This window comes from Agrobacterium radiobacter, assembly GCF_040801995.1.
Lineage (GTDB): Bacteria > Pseudomonadota > Alphaproteobacteria > Rhizobiales > Rhizobiaceae > Agrobacterium > Agrobacterium radiobacter.
Map to the genome: position 1 here is coordinate 932,802 of NZ_JBEGHX010000002.1, position 18,371 is coordinate 951,172.

16 protein-coding genes and 1 tRNA gene are annotated in these 18,371 nt (G+C 59.9%); 10 read left to right on the forward strand and 7 right to left on the reverse strand.

Annotated features, from left to right (window positions below):
• Nucleotides 1–122: 122 nt before the first annotated feature.
• On the reverse strand, nucleotides 123–1,163 hold the full coding sequence (locus MRBLRC7O_RS18190; RefSeq protein ID WP_087746094.1) for a LacI family DNA-binding transcriptional regulator: 1,041 nt from the start codon (nucleotides 1,161–1,163) through the stop codon (nucleotides 123–125).
• Between the two features lie 148 nt (nucleotides 1,164–1,311).
• Between MRBLRC7O_RS18190 and MRBLRC7O_RS18195 the strand changes: the two genes are divergently transcribed.
• The 7 genes from MRBLRC7O_RS18195 (at nucleotide 1,312) to MRBLRC7O_RS18225 (ending at nucleotide 8,401) form a co-directional block, all read left to right on the forward strand.
• Nucleotides 1,312–2,277, forward strand: a complete 966-nt coding sequence (locus MRBLRC7O_RS18195; RefSeq protein ID WP_060723116.1) for a substrate-binding domain-containing protein — start codon at nucleotides 1,312–1,314, stop codon at nucleotides 2,275–2,277.
• A 104-nt stretch (nucleotides 2,278–2,381) separates the two neighbouring features.
• A complete protein-coding gene (locus MRBLRC7O_RS18200; RefSeq protein ID WP_003506066.1) occupies nucleotides 2,382–3,386 on the forward strand; it encodes an ABC transporter permease in 1,005 nt (334 codons plus the stop codon).
• A gap of 9 nt (nucleotides 3,387–3,395) precedes the next feature.
• Entirely contained in the window at nucleotides 3,396–4,214 is an 819-nt protein-coding gene (locus MRBLRC7O_RS18205; RefSeq protein ID WP_080867001.1) for an ATP-binding cassette domain-containing protein, read from the forward strand.
• Between the two features lie 23 nt (nucleotides 4,215–4,237).
• Complete coding sequence (locus MRBLRC7O_RS18210) at nucleotides 4,238–5,140, forward strand: sugar phosphate isomerase/epimerase family protein (protein ID WP_003506063.1); 903 nt, start codon at nucleotides 4,238–4,240, stop codon at nucleotides 5,138–5,140.
• Nucleotides 5,141–5,223: 83 nt separating this feature from the next.
• On the forward strand, nucleotides 5,224–6,396 hold the full coding sequence (locus MRBLRC7O_RS18215) for a Gfo/Idh/MocA family protein (protein WP_003506062.1): 1,173 nt from the start codon (nucleotides 5,224–5,226) through the stop codon (nucleotides 6,394–6,396).
• A 78-nt stretch (nucleotides 6,397–6,474) separates the two neighbouring features.
• Complete coding sequence (locus MRBLRC7O_RS18220) at nucleotides 6,475–7,416, forward strand: sugar phosphate isomerase/epimerase family protein (protein WP_003506060.1); 942 nt, start codon at nucleotides 6,475–6,477, stop codon at nucleotides 7,414–7,416.
• A 55-nt stretch (nucleotides 7,417–7,471) separates the two neighbouring features.
• Nucleotides 7,472–8,401, forward strand: coding sequence for a sugar phosphate isomerase/epimerase family protein (locus tag MRBLRC7O_RS18225; RefSeq protein ID WP_003506059.1), 930 nt, complete (start codon nucleotides 7,472–7,474; stop codon nucleotides 8,399–8,401).
• Nucleotides 8,402–8,515: 114 nt separating this feature from the next.
• Here the strand turns inward: MRBLRC7O_RS18225 and MRBLRC7O_RS18230 are convergent.
• The 6 genes from MRBLRC7O_RS18230 to MRBLRC7O_RS18255 all read right to left on the reverse strand — a co-directional run bounded on the left by MRBLRC7O_RS18230 (nucleotide 8,516) and on the right by MRBLRC7O_RS18255 (nucleotide 14,755).
• Nucleotides 8,516–8,605 (reverse strand) — tRNA-Ser (locus MRBLRC7O_RS18230).
• 197 nt (nucleotides 8,606–8,802) lie between these two features.
• The gene (locus MRBLRC7O_RS18235) at nucleotides 8,803–9,684 is read right to left on the reverse strand and encodes a dihydrodipicolinate synthase family protein (protein ID WP_003506058.1); all 882 of its coding nucleotides are present in this window, start codon (nucleotides 9,682–9,684) and stop codon (nucleotides 8,803–8,805) included.
• Entirely contained in the window at nucleotides 9,681–11,324 is a 1,644-nt protein-coding gene (locus MRBLRC7O_RS18240) for an ABC transporter ATP-binding protein (protein ID WP_111820595.1), read from the reverse strand. The genes MRBLRC7O_RS18235 and MRBLRC7O_RS18240 overlap by 4 nt, the downstream gene beginning before the upstream one ends.
• The gene (locus MRBLRC7O_RS18245) at nucleotides 11,317–12,240 is read right to left on the reverse strand and encodes an ABC transporter permease (RefSeq protein WP_111820596.1); all 924 of its coding nucleotides are present in this window, start codon (nucleotides 12,238–12,240) and stop codon (nucleotides 11,317–11,319) included. The genes MRBLRC7O_RS18240 and MRBLRC7O_RS18245 overlap by 8 nt, the downstream gene beginning before the upstream one ends.
• Before the next feature lie 15 nt (nucleotides 12,241–12,255).
• Nucleotides 12,256–13,170 (reverse strand): ABC transporter permease, encoded by a 915-nt coding sequence (locus MRBLRC7O_RS18250; protein ID WP_080864712.1) that lies wholly within the window; start codon nucleotides 13,168–13,170, stop codon nucleotides 12,256–12,258.
• 76 nt (nucleotides 13,171–13,246) lie between these two features.
• Entirely contained in the window at nucleotides 13,247–14,755 is a 1,509-nt protein-coding gene (locus tag MRBLRC7O_RS18255; RefSeq protein ID WP_111820597.1) for an ABC transporter substrate-binding protein, read from the reverse strand.
• Between the two features lie 321 nt (nucleotides 14,756–15,076).
• Here MRBLRC7O_RS18255 and MRBLRC7O_RS18260 point away from each other — a divergent pair, with 321 nt between their 5' ends.
• The 3 genes from MRBLRC7O_RS18260 to MRBLRC7O_RS18270 are packed head-to-tail and all read left to right on the forward strand — an operon-like array spanning nucleotide 15,077 to nucleotide 18,350.
• Nucleotides 15,077–16,273 (forward strand): sialidase family protein, encoded by a 1,197-nt coding sequence (locus MRBLRC7O_RS18260; protein WP_111820599.1) that lies wholly within the window; start codon nucleotides 15,077–15,079, stop codon nucleotides 16,271–16,273.
• Nucleotides 16,270–17,226, forward strand: coding sequence for a 4-hydroxythreonine-4-phosphate dehydrogenase PdxA (pdxA, locus tag MRBLRC7O_RS18265; RefSeq protein WP_060726974.1), 957 nt, complete (start codon nucleotides 16,270–16,272; stop codon nucleotides 17,224–17,226). The genes MRBLRC7O_RS18260 and pdxA overlap by 4 nt, the downstream gene beginning before the upstream one ends.
• Nucleotides 17,223–18,350 carry an iron-containing alcohol dehydrogenase gene (locus MRBLRC7O_RS18270; protein WP_111820600.1) on the forward strand — a complete coding sequence of 376 codons (1,128 nt, stop codon included), beginning with the start codon at nucleotides 17,223–17,225 and terminating at the stop codon, nucleotides 18,348–18,350. Before pdxA ends, MRBLRC7O_RS18270 begins: the two co-directional genes overlap by 4 nt.
• Nucleotides 18,351–18,371 lie beyond the last annotated feature (21 nt).

An 18,371-nucleotide genomic window follows, 5' to 3' on the forward strand; every position in this document is an offset into this window, starting at 1 on the left:
GCGACGTGGTGCGGAGCCGCCTCGAGGCGACGCTCCGTCCAGTCATCATGCTGTGCGCTTTTGCCGAAAGCCCGTGGACGATCTTGCCCGGATGAGCCTCAAATTCCGGTGAGCATGCCGAGCTAGGTCCAGATGCTTTCGGGTGTCAGTATTTCGAAGGGCACAATCCGCTGTTCGACGGAGGACGAACCACCGTTTTCGATGCGCCGTAACATTACGTCGATCAACTGCTGCGGCATCCTGTCGAGGGGAAGCGGCAGCGATGCGGTGATCAGCCCTTCGTTGAGGCCCTTGCGCGTTTCCGGGCCGATATCGTTACAGATGATTTTTATGCCGCGCTGCCGCTCGAGAGGCAGTTCTCGAAGCGCGCGCAGAACACCAGATATGCCGCCGCCATTGACATAAATCCCCCTGAGCCCGTGTTCGGCAGCAATCATGTCCCGAACGATGACATAGGCATTTTCCGGCTCCTCGTGGGTCAGCAGCGTTTCCGCAACCTGAAGTTCGGGGGTGTTCTCCCGCATATAGGAGCGAAAACTCGCATCAGAAACATCCTGACACTGGTAACGATTGCTGCCAATCAGCGGCACGACCGTTCCCTCGCCCTTCACCGTCTGGCTAAGGAACCACGCCGCCGTGCGGCCGCGTTTCCAGCTATCGGTCCCGACAAAGCCCGCCCGGCTCGCCGCGGACAGATCGGACACATAAGTCACCACGGGAACGCCCCTGCCCCGCAGTTCGTCGATCGCCTGGCTGACAAGCGGGTGGTCGGCCGTCACCACCGCGATTGCGCTGCAGGATTGCCCCATCTTCAGGAGATTGGCGGAGACGGCCTCCGGCGAAAGATCGTCCTCGAAAACAACGTCCGGCTCGATAATGCTATCCGGCCGCTGGCGTGCGGCGGCAATGATCCCTTCCGCCCAAAGCCGATAGAGCGGCCGGTGGGATTGCTGCATCAGAAAGCCGAGCCTGTGGTGAGGCATAGCCTCGCGACGACGGTCCTTGATGGTGCCGAGACCATAAAAACCGATTTCCTCCGCCGCCTTGAGAATCTGGTCGATCGTATCCTGTCGCACGGCGGTCGAACCGTGCAGCAGCCGGTTCACCGTGGAGATGCTGACGCCCGCGGCCTTCGCAAGATCGGTGATGGTCGGTCGGTTCATGGCGCCTCACAATCCTATCATTCCTGAATGACATATAATGATACGAAATTCAACATTAAATGAAATATAAATTCCATTCTTATGAAAATGAAAGATATAAATCATCCCATCATGAGAGCCCGTTGGGAGAATGGGCAGGGAGGAAACAATGGCATTTTTCAGGAAATTTCTGGTCGCGGGCGCTGCGTCGCTTGTGATGGCATCCGGTGCGTTTGCGGCCAATATCGCCGTTGTCGGCGGCAAGAATGACGATGCGTTCTGGAACCTCATCAAAAAAGGTGTCGACGACGCACGCCTCGTGGTCGAGGCGAATGGTGGCAAGGTCAACTATCTCCGCCTGCAAACCTACGACAACTTTGCACCCGATGTGGTGCAGCTGATCCAGACCGCCATCAGTCAGAAGGTCGACGGCCTCGTCATTCCGAACTGGGTTCCGGAAGGCGAGGACCCAGCGATCCGGGAAGCCATCAATGCCGGCATCAAGGTCATTCTCATGAATGCCGGGGGGCACGAGAAGGCCAGGGAACTTGGCGCGATCAATTATGTCGGCTCCGATGAATATCTGGCCGGTGTGGCCGGCGGCGAATATTTCGCCAGGCAGGGCAAAAAGAACGTTATCTGTGTCAACACCGTTCCTGGCGCCGCCAATCTCGAAGCACGATGCAAAGGGGTCCTTGACGGCATCACCAAGGCCGGCGGCACCGGCAAGCAGCTGCCGCTTCCCGCCACCAGCTTCGGCGATGCCACCGCCGTCGCCGAAGCGATCAAGGCCACGCTGCTTCAGGACGGCAAGATCGACGGCGTCCTTACCATTTCGGCAGGTGACGCGGATTCGGCCGCCATCGGCGTCATGCAGGCCGGCAAAACCGAAACCGCCCTGCTCGGCACTTTCGATCTCAACCAGTCCGGCCTCGACCGGATCAAGGACGGAACGCAGGGTTTCGCAATCGACCAGCAGCCCTACCTGCAATCGCTGCTGGCGGTGACGCTTCTGGCCTCGGCCATCGATTTCGGCACCGATCTGCCGACCGCCCCACTGCTGACCGGACCGAGCATCGTCGACAAATCCAACATCGAAGCCACGCTTGCCGGCGTCGCCAAGGGTGCGCGCTGAGCGGTGAGACACGCCCTGCCCCGACCCCCGCCGTACCGGGGATCGGGACCTGACGGGCAAAGGACACCGCCTCGAAACCTTTGACTAATAGTGGAGTGAACGACGTGAAAAATCTCTCGTTGGGCGACCTTTTGCGCCGTCCGGAATCGGGCGCCTTTCTCGGCCTTGTTTTTGTTCTTGCCTTTTTTGTTGTCTTCGGCAGCATCGAATTTCTGAAACCCGCCGGCGCCGCAAGCTGGCTGAATGTCGCTGCCAATCTTGGTATCGTCGCCATTCCCGTCGGGTTGCTGATGATTTCCGGCGAGCTGGATATTTCCATCGGCGCAATGATCCCGGCCGGCGCGCTGACGGTCGCCATTATCTCCGGTTATTACGGCATGCCGATCTGGCTCGGCATCATCGGCGCGCTTTGCCTTGGTGTACTTGTCGGGCTGATCAATGGCTTTCTGGTCATAAGAACCGTGGTGCCATCCTTGATCGTGACGCTCGGCACGCTCTTTGCCGTGCAGGGTCTGATCCTCGGTTTTTCGGTGCTGCTGACTGGAACGACCAGTGTGGCGCTAAGTCCGGCCCAATCCGGCCCAATCGCCAAATTCCTGTTCGGACAGTTCATCGGCGGCAGTTTTCAGGTCAGTATCATCTGGTGGCTGCTGCTGACGGCGATCTATGTCTTCTATGTCCATTATTCGCCTTTCGGAAACTGGATTTTCGCCATGGGCGGAGACCGGGTGAGCGCTCGCAACGCCGGCATTCCCACCGACAAGTTGACGGTGACGCTTTTCGTCCTTTCCTCTGTCAGCGCCTCCTTCGTCGGCGTCTGTCAGGCCATATTGTTCAATGTCGCCCAAGTCTCGGCGGGCATGACCTTCATCTTCAACTCCATCATCGCGGTCGTCGTGGGCGGGGTGTTGCTGACCGGCGGCTTCGGTTCGGTGATTGGCATTTTTCTCGGCACCATCACCTTCGCCATCGTCAATCAGGGCATTTATTTCACCGCCTTCGACCGCAACTGGTCAAGCCTCATCATCGGCGTCATGCTGCTCTTGGCGGTGCTGATGAATAACACCTTCCGCGTCATGGCGCTCACCTATTCACCGAAGAAGAAGTGAGGACGGACGATGACGACACCCATTCTCGAACTTAAGAATGTCAATAAATCCTTCGGCCCCATCGATGTTCTGCACGATATCTCGCTGAAGGTGCGGGCGGGCGAAGTGCTCTGCCTGCTGGGAGACAATGGCGCTGGAAAATCCACGCTGATCAAGACGCTGGCTGGCGTATACCAGCCCAGCTCAGGCGAATTGTTGATGGATGGAAAGCCGATCAATTTCGACGGGCCGCGCGACGCACAGCGCATGGGGATTTCCACTGTTCATCAGTTCGGCGGAACCTTTCCGTTGATGAGCATCGGCCGCTCCTTCTTCGTTGGCGCCGAACCGACCAAAGGTTTCTGGCCCTTCCGGATTTACGACCGCAAGAAAGCCAATGAAATCGCCGTCAAGGCCGTGCAGGAATTCGGTATCACCCGCATCGATGACGGCGACCGCCTGATCGGCGGGCTCTCCGGCGGCGAACGGCAATCGCTCGCCATCGCCCGCGCGGTGCATTTTGGCGCACGTGTTCTCATCCTTGACGAGCCGACGGCAGCGCTGGGCGTGAAACAGGCGTCCCACGTTCTGCGCATCGTGCTGGAAGCACGCAAGCGGGGGGTCGCGGTGATCTTCATCACCCATCAGGTCACCCACGCAATCGCAGTCGGCGACCATTTCGCCGTGCTCATCCGTGGCGCGGTCGCCGCCAACTTCCGCAAGGGCGAGAAATCCCGCGAGGAAATCACTGATCTGATGGCCGGTGGTGAAGCGCTCGCCGATCTAAGCGCAGAGGTGGAAAATTACATGGCCGGTCATGACGACCATCCGCCGCCGCCATCCAATTGAAACATTGAGAAGGATCAAGACCGATGAAAATCGCCATCGACCCCCACATGCACCGTTTTAGCAGCCTCGAAGCCCTCCCGGCCAAAGTAAAGGAACTCGGCTTCGACTGGATCGAGCTCAGCCCGCGCGCCGATTTCCTCGAATGGTTCAAGGCGCCGCGCGTCTTTCCTGAACGCATAAGGTCCTTCAAGAAGGCTTTGAAGGAGGCCGATGTCGGTATCGCCTCGCTGCTGCCAATGTATCGCTGGGCCTCCAATGACGAGACCGAACGGCAGGCGGCGGTCAAACACTGGAAACGCGCCATCGAGATCGCCATCGAACTGGAGGTCGACACGATGAACTCCGAATTCGGCCGCGGTCCGCATCCCGACAAGGGCTCCTGTTATTGCTGCCATACCGGCTCGATGATCGAGGCCTGCGAGGATGCCTGGTGGCGCTCGATGGAAGAGCTGGTGCCGATCTTCGAACGCGAAGGCATCAGCCTGCATGTCGAACCGCATCCGGAAGACTGGTGCGAGACGCTGCAGCCGGCGCTCGACATCATCCGCACCGTCAATTCGAAGAACGTCAAATTCCTCTATTGCGCGCCGCATACCTTCTATTTCGGCGACGACACCAGGGCGATGCTGCGGGAAGCCAAGGATGTGCTGGCGCATGTGCATGTTGGCGATACCTTCAACCACAAGGCCAGTTCCGGGCTTCGCTACATTCTCAACCCGCCCGGCACGCAGGCGCGAGTGCATCAGCATCTGAATATCGGCCAGGGCGAAGTGCCGTGGGACGACTTCTTCGGCACGCTCTCCGAAATCGGTTTCGACGGCATCATGACCTCCTGCGTCTTCGCCTGGGAGGACAGGGCGGATGAATCGAGCAAGTTCATGCGAGCCAAGATGCAGGACTATATCGACCTCTATTTCAAGAAATAACGCGGCATACCGGCGCTGATGACGAGGCAGGCCTTGCCTCAAGCGACAGACCATTCGGAACATCACTTTGAAAGGCGATTGACATGATCAACGGAGAAAGACTGATTTCACGCCCGCTGCGCTGGGCCATGGTGGGCGGCGGACGCACGGGACAGGTAGGTTACAAACACCGCACCGGCGCCCTGCGCGACGGCAACTACCAGCTCGTCGCGGGCGCCTTCGACCTCGATGCCGAAAGGGGCAGAGACTTCGGCGTCAATCTCGGCGTAGCGGCGGAACGCTGCTATGCGGATTACAAGGCGCTGATTGCCGGCGAGACTGCGCGTGAAGACGGTGTTGATGTCGTCTCCATCGCCACCCCCAATTTCACCCACTACGAGATCACCAAGGCCTGCCTTGAAGCCGGGCTGCATGTCATCTGCGAAAAGCCGCTATTCTTCACCGTGACCGAATGCGACGAGGTCGCGCGGCTCGCCGAACAGAAGGGGCTGATTGTCGGCGTCACCTATGGCTTTACCGGCCATCCACTCGTCCACCAGATGGCGGCCATGGTCAAAAAGGGAATGCTGGGCGACATCCGTATCGTTGACCTGCAATATACCCACGGCTTCAATGCCGGTGACGATGTGGGCGCGGGCGAGGCCGTCAAATGGCGCACCAATCCCCGTACCGCCGGCCCGACCTTCGTGCTGGGCGATATCGGCACGCATCTTTATTATCTCTCGGAAGTCGTGCTGCCGCATATGAAGGTGGAACGGCTGCTCTGCGACCGTAAGGCCTTCATCCCCACCCGCGCCCCGCTGGAAGACCACGCCACCGTTCTGATGCACTATGACAATGGCGCACGCGGCCGCCTCTGGGTCTCCTCCGTCAATGCCGGCAATATGGGATCGCAGCGTTACCGCTTCGTTGGCTCCAAGGCCTCGCTTGAATGGTCTGATTCCCACCCCGACCAACTGATCTACGAGGTTCAGGGCGAACCCGGCCGCATCCTGCACCACGGCATGCCTTATCTGGAACAGGAAAGCCTCGCCATCGATCGTATGGGCGCGCTGCATACCGAAGGCCTCGGTGACAGCTGGTCGAACATCTACCTCTGGATCGCCCAGGCGATCGACGCAGCAAATCGCGGTGACAGGGCCTTTCTGAAAACCCACCATTATCCCGGCATCACGGCCGGCACCGAAGGCGTTCGCTGGCTGGAAAACTGCGTCCGCTCGGCCGATGCCGGCGCCGCCTGGGTCGACTTCGCATAACCAGTTCGGGGGCGCGCCGGACCACTCTCCCGTCCTCCTCCTCACGCGCGTCCCCATATTTTTCGGAAAGATAACACAATGAAACTCGCGATTTGTACTGATGTCATGGCGAACCTGTCCTTCACAGATATGCTCGACAAATGCGTCGCGCTTGGCGTCGAAGGCATCGAGATGACCGGAGGCGGATGGTCCAGTGGCCCGCATTTCCGGGCGGACGAACTTCTAGCGAACAAGGGGCTTCTCAAATCCAAGCTCAAGGAAATCGAGGCCCGCGGCCTCGAAATCGCCGCCCTCAATTGCTCCGCCAACCCGCTCGATCCCGGCGATATGGGCAAGCGCCACCTGAAGGAAATGCAGGACACCGTTCGGCTCGCCGGTGAAATCGGCGTGACAAAGATCGTCACCATGTCCGGCCTGCCGGAGGCGGCGCCCGGCGATACCGTGCCGAACTGGCTCGTCTACACCAAGAGCTGGCCGAACGAGATGCCAGAGCGCGACCGTTACCAGTGGGAAGATCGCGCTTTCCCCCTCTGGCATGGGCTCGTGAAGCTCGCGAAAGAAGCTGGCGTCGAAAAATATGCGCTCGAGAATTTCTCGGCCATGCTTGTCTGGAACCCGGAAACCCTGTTCCGCCTGCGCAACGAAGTCGGCCCGACGGTGGGCATGAATCTCGATCCGTCGCATCTGATGTGGATGGGGGCTGATCCCATCACGTCAGCCCGTGCGCTGGGCGGTGCAATCCACCATTGCCATGGCAAGGACACCCGCATCGAACGCGGCCTGGCGGATGTGAACGGTCTGCTGGAGCTGAAGGAGGTGACTGACGTCGCCAACCGCAGCTGGAACTATGTGGCGGTAGGCGCCGGCCGCGACCTGCAATGGTGGAAGGAGTTCTTCTCCGTCGTGCGCATGGCCGGTTACAATGGCTGGGTGAGCCTCGAAATGGAAGATTTCACCATGTCCACCGAGGCAGGCATCCAGTCCTCCATCGACGCCCTGCAAGCCACCATCAGCCGCTGAAACCTGCTCCGGGCCGCAGAAGGCGGCCCGGCGTCAATTGCGCCACGAGGATGCCATGACCAACCAGATCACCATCACCACCGCTCCCTGCTGCTGGGGCGTCGACGACGTCAAAAATCCCCATCTACCCCATTGGGAAAAGGTGCTGGGCGAGGCGAAGGCCGCCGGTTTCGGCGGTCTGGAACTCGGCCCCTACGGGTATCTGCCGCTCGATCTCAAGCGGGTTTCACAGGCGCTCAATGAGCGCGACCTGAAGATCGTCGCCGGTACGATCTTCGACGATCTGGTCTCACCGGAAAACCGCCGCAACCTGTTGCGCCAGACCGACGAGATCTGTGCGTTGATCACCCGCCTGCCAAAACCCGAAACCCATGCCGGCCAGCGTTTTCCCGCCCCCTATCTGACGGTGATGGACTGGGGACATGACGAGCGGGACTATGCCGCCGGCCATTCCGACCGCGCGCCGCGCCTCGATGGAAACGCCTGGAACGGCATGGTGGAAAACATCCGCGCCATCGCAACGCTCGCCCGTGAAAAATACGGCGTGCGCGCCACCATCCATCCCCATGCCGGCGGCTACATCGAATTTGCCGATGAGTTGCAGCAGATCGTTGAGGACATTCCCGCAGATCTGGCCGGCCTCTGCCTCGATACCGGCCATATGGCCTATTCCGGCATGGATCCCGTCGCCACGCTTCGCCGCTATTGGGATCGTGTCGACTATATTCATTTCAAGGATATCGACGCCACGGTTTTTGATGCGGTTATGGGAGAACGTATCCGCTTCTTCGACGCCTGCGCCAAAGGCGTCATGTGCCCGATCGGTCGCGGCTCAATCGATTATCCGGCCATCCGCAGCCTTTTGACGGAACTCGGCTATGGCGGCTATATCACCATCGAACAGGAGCGCGATCCGCGCAATGCCGGCGGCATTCTGGATGATCTGGCGGCCAGCAGGGCGTTTCTCGCTGAGAATGGGTTCTGAAACGGACACAAGATAGACCGTTGAGCTGTCCCAATGATTATCCCGGTGCGGCGAGCCAGCAATAACTGGCGAGCTTGTTTTCTCAGTGAAAGACCTTCGAAACGAAGCGTCCTATGGCGGAGAGGGTGGGATTCGAACCCACGATACCCTTGCAGGTATGCCGCATTTCGAGTGCGGTGCATTCGACCACTCTGCCACCTCTCCGCATGCGCGAACGCTTGCGTTGCGCGCTCCTCTTAAACATCAATGGCGTGACTGACAAGGGGAATTTCGTGTTTGTGTCACAAATTATTCGTCATGGATGAGGTTGGGGAAATGCTTAGGCTTGTGGCCGTTTTGGCGGATGTTTTGGGGGTGACACGCACGAACTGCGGCGGTGCGCGTCATATTCGATAGCGGCGTCAGAGCCGTCGATAAAGCCGCAAGATTTCCACGATTCTGGCATCCTGCTCTTTATCCGGCAGAAGGGCCGGTTGGCGGCTGGCGCCGACGGAAGAGTCCTGAAGATAAAGCGAGCGTTTGACCATGGCCGGTGCGAAACCGAGTGCGTAGAGATCGGTGCGGAAGTCGGCGTAGATTGCCTGCTGGCGTTCGGCCTCAGCGATGTCACCGGCGTTGAAAGCACTGAGAATGCCGGCGAGCACATCCGGCAATGCGTTGCCGAGGCCGGAAATGCAGCCTGCGGCACCGTTCTGCAATGACCAGAGAACGAGGTGGTCCGGGCCGGAATAGACCTCGAAACCGGGCATCTCCTTTGCCACCTGAAGATAGGCCTCCAGCGTCTGCTGTGCACCGCCGGAATCCTTGATACCGGCGATATTGCCATGGGCCGCGAGTTTGCGGGCGGTTTCCGGCTCTATGTGGTTTTGGGTTCGGGCGGGAATGTCGTAGAGATAGATCGGCGTTTCAACGGCGTCGGCCACCGTTGAGAAATGGCGGATCAATCCGTCCTGCGTGCAGGCGATGAAGAAGGGTGTGATGACGGCGATACCGTCGACGCCGATGCGGTCGAAGGCCTCGGCGAGCTGCAGGGTTTCGTAAGTGGCGGGCATGCCGGCATTGACAATAACCCGGGCGCGGCCTGCCACTTCGTCCACCACCTCTTCGGTCAGCCGGATCTTCTCCTCATGCGTCAGCGCGGTGAAATCGCCATTGGTACCGGCGCACATGATGTTGTTGCCGGCCGCCACCTGGCGGCGCACCTGCGCGCGTGTCGCCTCGTAATTGATGGTTTCGTCTTCGTTGAAACAGGTGACGAGCGCGACGAAGGCTTGTTTGGTCATGAAAGAACTCCGCTTGGATTTCCAATAGTGTAATCGGCGCCGGCCGGACGACGCGTAGGCTGCATATCGGGGTCGGGATCGAGGCTGGCCGAAAGGAGCGCACGCGTATAGGCCTCGCGCGGCGCCTCGAAAACCTGCCGAACCGTGCCGAACTCCACCACCTCTCCCCGCTGCATGACCATGACGTGATCGGCAAAATCCCGGACCACGGGCAGGTCATGAGCGATGAAGATGAAAGAAAGGCCCATCTCGCGGCGAAGCTTGTCCAGAAGCGCAATAACCTGCGCCTGAACCGAAACGTCGAGCGCCGAGACCGCCTCGTCGCAGATGATGAGCTTCGGCTCCAGCGCCAGCGCACGGGCAATGGCAATCCTCTGCCGCTGGCCGCCGGAGAACTGATGCGGATAACGGCGCATATGTTCCGGCGAAAGGCCGACCTGATGCAGCAATTCCGCGACCCGTTCGCGCCATTTCGCTTTGGGCGATATATCGGGATGGATGACCCAGGCTTCGGAAATAAGCTGGAACACCGTCATTCGGGGATTGAGCGACTGGGTGGGGTCCTGAAACACCATCTGCAGATCGCGCCTGAGCGCGAAGAGTTCCGCAGGCGAGAGCTGGAAGAGGTCCCGCCCCCTCCACAAAGCACTGCCCGCATCGGGCTCATCGAGCCGAAGGAGAATGCGCGCGAGCGTCGATTTGCCGGAGCCGCTTTCGCCGACGACGGCGATGGTTTCGCCCGCCATAAGGTCGAAGGAAACGCCTTTCAGCGCCTCGAATGCCCCATAACGTTTGCGCACATCGCGCACACGAAGGAGCGGTTCGCCCACTGCCTGCGGCGTATGCATTTCACCCCTGCCGGGTGTGGCGCTGATGAGCTTGCGGGTATAGGGGTGCTGCGGATTGCGATAGACCTCACGAACCGTGCCGGCCTCAACCAGAACGCCCTTTTCCATCACTACCACCCGATCAGCAATTTCGGCGACAACGCCGAGATCATGGGTGATGATGAGCACGGCCATGCCGGTCTCCCGCTGCAATTCCTTGAGCAGCGAAAGCACTTCTGCCTGCACCGTCACGTCAAGCGCGGTGGTCGGCTCGTCGGCGATCAGGAGATCAGGCCGAAGCGCAAGCGCCATGGCGATCATCACGCGCTGACGCTGGCCGCCGGAAAATTCGTGCGGATATTTCTTGAGCGCCCGGTCGGGATCGGGAATGCCGACGCGCGCGACCAGCCGCCTCGCCTCCGCTTCGGCCTTTGCCTTGTCCATGCCATGGGTGGTCATCGCCTCGCGGATCTGCCAGCCGACGGTATAGACGGGATTGAGATGGCTGAGCGGGTCCTGAAAGATCATGGCGATACGCCGGCCGTTAATCTCGCGGCGCGCTTCAACCGGCATTGTCAGAAGGTCCTGACCGTCGAGCAGTATCTGGCCGCTGCTGATATGCCCGGGCGGCATGTCGATGAGGTTCATGATGGCTGACGATGATACCGACTTGCCCGAACCGCTTTCGCCGAGGATAGCCAGCGTTTCGCCGCGGTCGATATGGTAGGAGACATCCTTCACCGCATGGACGATACCGCTTGCGGTGTGGAACTCCACGGAAAGGTTGCGCACGTCGAGAAGATGGTCAGCCATGCTTGCGGCCTTTCATTTCCAGCCGCCAGCGCTGCACGGGATCAAGCGCGATACGCAGCCAGTTGGAAAGCAGGTTGAGCGACAGGGTGGTGAGGATGATGGCGAGCCCCGGCCAGAAAGAGAGCCACCAGGCATTGGTGAGATATTGCCGCCCCTGCGAAATCATCAGGCCCCAGGTGATTTCCGGCGGCTGAATGCCAATTCCGAGAAAGGAGAGAGCACTTTCCGCCAGCATCACATAGGCGAAATCCAGCGTTGCGAGCGTCGTCAGTGTTGGCAGCACCACGGGCAATATGTGGCGGAACAGGATGCGCTTGCCCGATGCACCCATCACGCGCGCTGCCTGCACGAACATGCGTTCGCGCACCTCCAGCACCTCGGCCCTTGTGGTGCGGATGTAAACGGGAATGCGGGTGATGGCGAGAACCAGCATCAGATTGAGGATGGAGGAGCCGAGCAGATAAAGCACGATGACCGCGATCAAGAGCGACGGGAACGACATGATCACATCCGCGAGCCGCATGATGATCTGGCCGACACGGTTTGAGGAAAAACCGGCAATCAGGCCGAGCACGGTGCCGGTTATGGCGGAAAGAAGCACTGCGCCGGCCGCAATCATCATCGTATTTTGCGTGGCGGCGACGATGCGCGCGAGAAGCGAACGGCCGAGCGCATCCGCCCCCAGCCAGAAATACCACTCGCGCTGCCAGTCGAACGGGGCGAGATTGCGTCCGCGCAGGTTCTGTTTCGTCGCGAGATCACCGAGCCATGCCGGGCCGACAAAAGCGAGGATAACGACGATGATAAGGAAGACCGCGGCACAGAGCGCGAATTTATCCGCCCACAACATGCGCAGCATGCGCGTTGCGAAGGAGGGTTCGGCTATGATCTCGATGTCGGCGTTGGAAAGGCTCATGGCTGAAGGGCCTCCTCAGTGCCGGATACGCGGATCGAGGAGCGCATAGGCGATATCGATCAGAAGATTCATCAGGAAGATCGCCAGCGCGGTCACGAGAATGGCGGCCAAAACGACGTTGAAATCGCGCTGAAGAATGGAATCGATCATCAGCTTGCCGACACCGGGAAAGCCGAAGATGGTTTCGACGATGACCGCACCGTTGAGAAGGCTTGCCGCCTGGTCGCCAATGACGGTGATGACCGGCAGCATGGCGTTTCGCAAGGCGTGAATGAAGATGATGGGACCCGATTTCACGCCCTTGGCGCGCGCCGTCTTGACATAGGCCGAAGACAGCGCACCGATCATCGAACCGCGCACCACCTGCACGATAATACCGAAGGGGCGCACGAACAGGACCGAGATCGGCAATATCCAGTGCAGCACGGAGCCCGTGCCTGACGTGGGCAGCCAGGCGAGATTGACGGAAAAAACCACGATCGCCACAATCGCCAGCCAGAAATCCGGCACGGATGCACCGATGAGCGAGATGCTCGAGGCCATACGGTCGAAGAAGCCACCGGAGCGGAAAGCCGCAAGCGAACCCACGACGATTGCGGCGGTTGTGACCAGCGACATGGTGATGACCGCAAGCCACAGCGTCCAGACGAAAGCCTCCAGCACAACATCCAGTGCCGGGCGGGCTTTTCTGAGCGATTCTCCCAGATCCCCCGTCATCACATCGCCCGCATAACGCAGAAACTGCACCATCAGCGGATCATTCAGCCCGTGCAGCGCCCGAAACTGCTGCTTCAACTCCTCCGAAGCCTCCACCGGCAGAAACAGCGCGGCCGGGTCCCCCGTCAGGCGGGACAGGAAGAAAACCATAACGATGAGGCCGATCAGGGAGATCAGGCTCGCAACGGAACGTTTTCGGATGAAGCTCAGCATGGTTGCCTCCGGTTTTTCAATGCGGCGGCGAAGCTTTCGCTGCGCCGCCGCTTCTCAATTGACAAGACGCGGGGTCTTATTTGATGCCAATTTCCGAAAGCTGCAGCATCGAGTTCGTTGCAATGGTGGGCTTGAAGTCCAGCCGTTCCGAGACGCGGGAGAAGCCGACCATGTGGAACAGCAGCACATCAGCCACCACGTCGTCGTGCAGATAAGTGATGAGTTCCGACCAGAGCTTGGCGCGTTCGTCACCCACGGCTGCGGATGCACGTTCGATCAGATCATCCACCTTCTTGTCCGAGAAGCCAGACTGCGTGCCCTTGGTGGCATATTTGAAGAACATGGTGAAGGACGGGTCGCCCTTTGAATTGTCGTGCATGGCGGCGACAATCTGCGGACCGCGGCCTTCCTTGAAGGGCTTGGAATAATAGCTTTCGTGCTCGGCCACTTCCACGAATTTCAGGTCTATCTTGAAGCCGACTTCCTGCAATTGCTGCTGGATCGCCTCCATGATCTCGGTGACATTAGGGAAATTCGCGGTGCGCGCGATGATGGTGATCGGCGTATCCACCTTAACGCCGGCAGCCTTGGCTTCCTCGAGCAGCTTCTTTGCGCCATCGGGGTCATAAGGGAAGACCTTGACATCAGGGTTCCAGCCAAGCGTGGTCGGCGGAACGAGCGCGGTGGCCAGCACGGCACCTTCCGGAACCAGCGTACCGAGGAAGGCCTGTCGGTCGATGGCAAGGTTGAGCGCGCGGCGCACCCGCACATCGTTCAGCGGCGCTATATTGTGATCGAGACGCATATAGACCGTCTCGCTGTCGAGATAGGAAAAGTCGGTCTTTGCATTGGTGGCGTCGAGCTGGGAAATGGAAGGCGAAAGATCGGCTTCGCCGGTTTGCACCATGGCGGCGCGAACCGAAGGATCGGCGCGGAAAAGATAGGTCGCTTCCGTCACCTGCGGCTTGGAGCCCCAATAATCGTCGCGCGCGGTGAGAACAATCTGCTGGCCCGGCGTCCAGTTGGTCAGCTTGTAGGGCCCTGTGCCCACAGGTTCGCGAATGAATTCCATCTTGGTTTCTTCGGGAACGATGGTAACGAGCGACATCAACAACGGCAGAATGGGCTGCGCCGGTTCGGTCTTGAAGTCGATCGTGTGGTCGTCGACGATCGACGGGGTCACGGTCATGCCACCGAAATAACGGCGGGACTCGCAGGCGTTCTTGTCGCTCATGATGCGTTCGAAGCTGTGCTTGACGTCCTTGGCATCGAATGCCGTGCCGTCGGAAAACTTCACGCCTTCACGCAGGTGGAAACGCCAGCTGCCATCGGCATTCTGCTCCCACTTCTCGGCAAGGCGCGGCTGAACACCCTTCTTGCTGCGCACATCGAGCTCGGTCAGCGTCTCGCTGACATTTTCCATGATGATGCGGCCGATATTGGAGCGGGTCGCCATGCAGGGCTCAAGCAGATCAGCTTCTTCCGCCAGCACGATCTTGATCGGCCCCGATGCCGCAAGCGCCGGCGAAACCGCGGCGCTGAGGGAACCCAAGACAAGGGCGCCCGCAATCAATGACTTCTTCATTCCGTTCTCCTCCCAGATCAGAAATTCAGCAACATGGCGGCGCACCGCAAGGGACGTTCTAAAAGCCCCATCTCCTGCATTGAGGAGCATGGCGTGCGGATGATCGTCTCCTCCACCCGTAAACAGAGCATCGACGTTATCGAATTTTTTGTCAATTTATTTTTCAGAAGCAGTTTTTATTCAGGTCAAATCTTTTATTTTTATCATTTAAAAACATGCAGTTAATTGCGTAAATCAAAACCGACTGCGCATCTTTTATCATCAAATAAACTTGACAACTTTTTGAATATGCCATTTTCATCAGGACAAGAGGAGACCACGATGACCCCTGATGACATCGCTCACGCCATGACCGGAGCCATGCATGCCTCGTCGGAAAACCGGCAGGAAGCATTTCTGCCATCACCCATGATCCAGAACCATGCGAGCTTCCTGCACCTTCTGGATGACGGCACCCTGCTCTGCGCCTGGTTTGGCGGCACATTGGAGGGAAAATCGGATATTTCGATCTTCGCATCCGTGTTGACGGCAGGTGCGACCCGCTGGGGGCCGCCGCAGCGCCTGAGCCATGACCCCGCCCACTCCGAACAGAACCCGGTTCTCTTCACCGCGCCGGATGGCGTTCTCTGGCTGTTTCACACAGCCCAGCCCTCCGGCAACCAGGATGAGTGCCGCATTCGCATGGCGCGGGTCACACGCGACCCGACAGCACCGGAAAAGCTTGCCTCCGAGGCAGGACGGTTTCTCGATCTCCCGCAGGGCTGCTTCATCCGCGCGCCGCTGCGTATTCGCGATGACGGCGCATGGCTGCTGCCAATCTTCCGCTGCGTCCAGCGTCCCGGCCAGAAATGGAACGGCAGCCACGATACGGCGGCGCTCGGCATATCCACAGACAATGGCGCGACTTGGCAATTGCAGGAGCTGGAGGAATCGACCGGGTGTGTGCATATGAGCCCGGTCGCGGTGACCAATGGCCACTACGCCGCCTTCTTCCGCCGTCGTCAGGCCGATTTCGTTTACCGCACGGAAAGCGCCGATGGCGGCCGCTCATGGTCAAAGCCGCAGCCGACCGATGTGCCAAACAATAATTCCTCCATTGCCGTGATCAGGCTCGGCGATGGCAGGCTGGCAATGATCTGCAACCCCATCAACGCCGCGCAGTCGAGTGATCGCCGCGCCTCGCTTTATGACGAGCTGGGAGAGGAAGACGACAGGCCGGATGCCGATCCGAGCGGTGGCTGTGTGCCGGTCTGGGGCGTGCCGCGCGCGCCGGTTTCGATCTGCCTCTCCAATGATGACGGGCGCAGTTTTGCCACCCGGATTCTGATCGAAGACGGGCCGGGCACCTGCCTGTCGAACGATTCGACGGATGGCCGCAATCAGGAAATGTCCTATCCATGGCTTCTGGAAGCGCCGGACGGTACGCTGCATGCGAGCTACACCTATCATCGCCGCGCAATCAAATATGTCCGGCTGGCGCCCGGCTGGGCTGACGAGAACGACGGGAGACAAAGATGAGCAATATCATTGGCATCACCATGGGTGACCCCTGCGGCGTCGGCCCAGAAATCACGGTGCGGGCGCTGGCGGACATGTCCGCGCCGGATCGCGCGGCGACGCGGATTTACGGAAATCTCGCCACGCTGGAAGCGGCGCGGGATGCGCTTGGCGTTGATATCGATCTCTCTCAGCATGTCGTCGACTTGGCCGTGGAAGGCGCGCCACTGCCCTGGGGTACATTGTCGCCGGTGGCTGGAGACGCCGCTTTCCGTTTCATCGAAAAGGCGGTTCGCGATGCCGAAGCGGGCGCAATCGGCTGCATCGTCACCGCGCCGATCAACAAGGAAGCCTTGAATCTCGCCGGCCACCATTATGATGGGCACACCGGCATGTTGCGCAGCCTGACCGGCTCCTCGGCGGCCTATATGCTCCTCGCCTCGGAACGGCTGAAAGTCATTCACGTCTCGACCCATGTTTCCCTGCAGGAGGCCATTCGCCGGGCAACGACGGAGCGGGTACTGGCGACCATCCGCGCCGGCAACGCGCATCTGAAGCGCATCGGTTACGAGCGGCCGCGCATCGCGGTTGCCGGCATCAATCCGCATTGTGGTGAAAACGGGCTGTTCGGCACCGAGGATGACGACCAGATCGCACCTGCGGTCGCCGCTGCCCGCGCCGAAGGCATCGAGGTGCAGGGACCGATTTCCGCCGATACCGTGTTTCACCGGGCTTATTCCGGCGCTTTCGATCTTGTCGTCGCGCAATATCACGATCAGGGCCATATCCCGATCAAGCTTGTTGCTTTCGATACCGCCGTCAACGTTTCCGTCGATCTGCCGATAGACCGCACCTCCGTCGATCACGGCACGGCTTTCGATATCGCCGGCAAAGGCATCGCCAATCACGGCAACATGAATGCGGCCATTGCCTATGCGCGCAAGCTCGTGGCGGGCAAAGAACCGAAGGGATGAGTACCATGTCTACAGCTCCCATTCTCATCCACCAGCCACGCCGGCTCGCCGTTGGCGCAGGCGCCATTTCACAGGTCGGCGCCTGGGCAGGAAAAACCGCATCCACCTTGGTTATCGCCACACCGCTGACGGCGAAATTTGCCGACCGGCTGCAATTGCAAGGCCCTTTCACCATATTCGATGCCATTCCCGGCGAGCCGGACACCACAACGCTCGATGCCGCCCTTGCCGCGGCCCGCGCCGCCAAACCGGATCTCGTCATCGGCCTCGGCGGCGGTTCGGTGATGGATGTGGCAAAGCTGGTCGCGGCGCTCTGGAATTCCGACCAGAGGCTTGAGGGTGTGGCGGGGCCGAACAGGGTTGCCGGGCGCGACACGCGCTTGGTACAGATCGCCACCACCGCCGGCACCGGTTCGGAGGCTGGCATCCGTTCGCTCATCACAGATCCCGTCAAAGGCAACAAGATCGCGGTCGAAAGCCCTTATCTTATCGCGGATTTCGCCGTGCTCGATCCGGAGCTGACCTATTCCGTGCCTTCAGCGGTTACGGCGGCAACGGGGGTGGATGCCATGGCCCATTGCGTTGAAGCCTTCACCAACCGCAAGGCCCATCCGATGATCGACGGTTTCGCTCGCATGGGGTTTGCATTGGTCGGCAAATATCTGGCGCGCGCCGTCCGCGATGGCGCGGATACCGAAGCGCGAGAAGGCATGATGCTCGCTTCCTATTATGGCGGCATCTGTCTCGGCCCGGTCAATACGGCGGCCGGTCACGCCATTGCCTATCCGCTCGGCACGCTTCTCAACCTGCCGCACGGGCTGGCGAACGCCATCGTCTTCCCGCATGTTCTGGCCTTCAACCAGCCTGCGGTTTCTGCGAAGACGGCGGAAGTGGCGGGAGCGCTCGGGCTTCGCGAACATCTTTCGCCGGATGATCTGCGCAAGGCGGCAACGGATTTCTGTGCCGAGCTCGGCATCGAAATGTCGCTCGCACGGCACGGCGCGACTGAAGCCGATCTTCCCCGCTACGCTGAGGATGCGCACGCCATCCGCCGGCTGATGGACAATAACCCCGTCGATATGAGCGTCGAAGACGTGCTCGGGATTTACCGCCACGCCTTCTGAGCAAAAATCCGGTACGCGGAC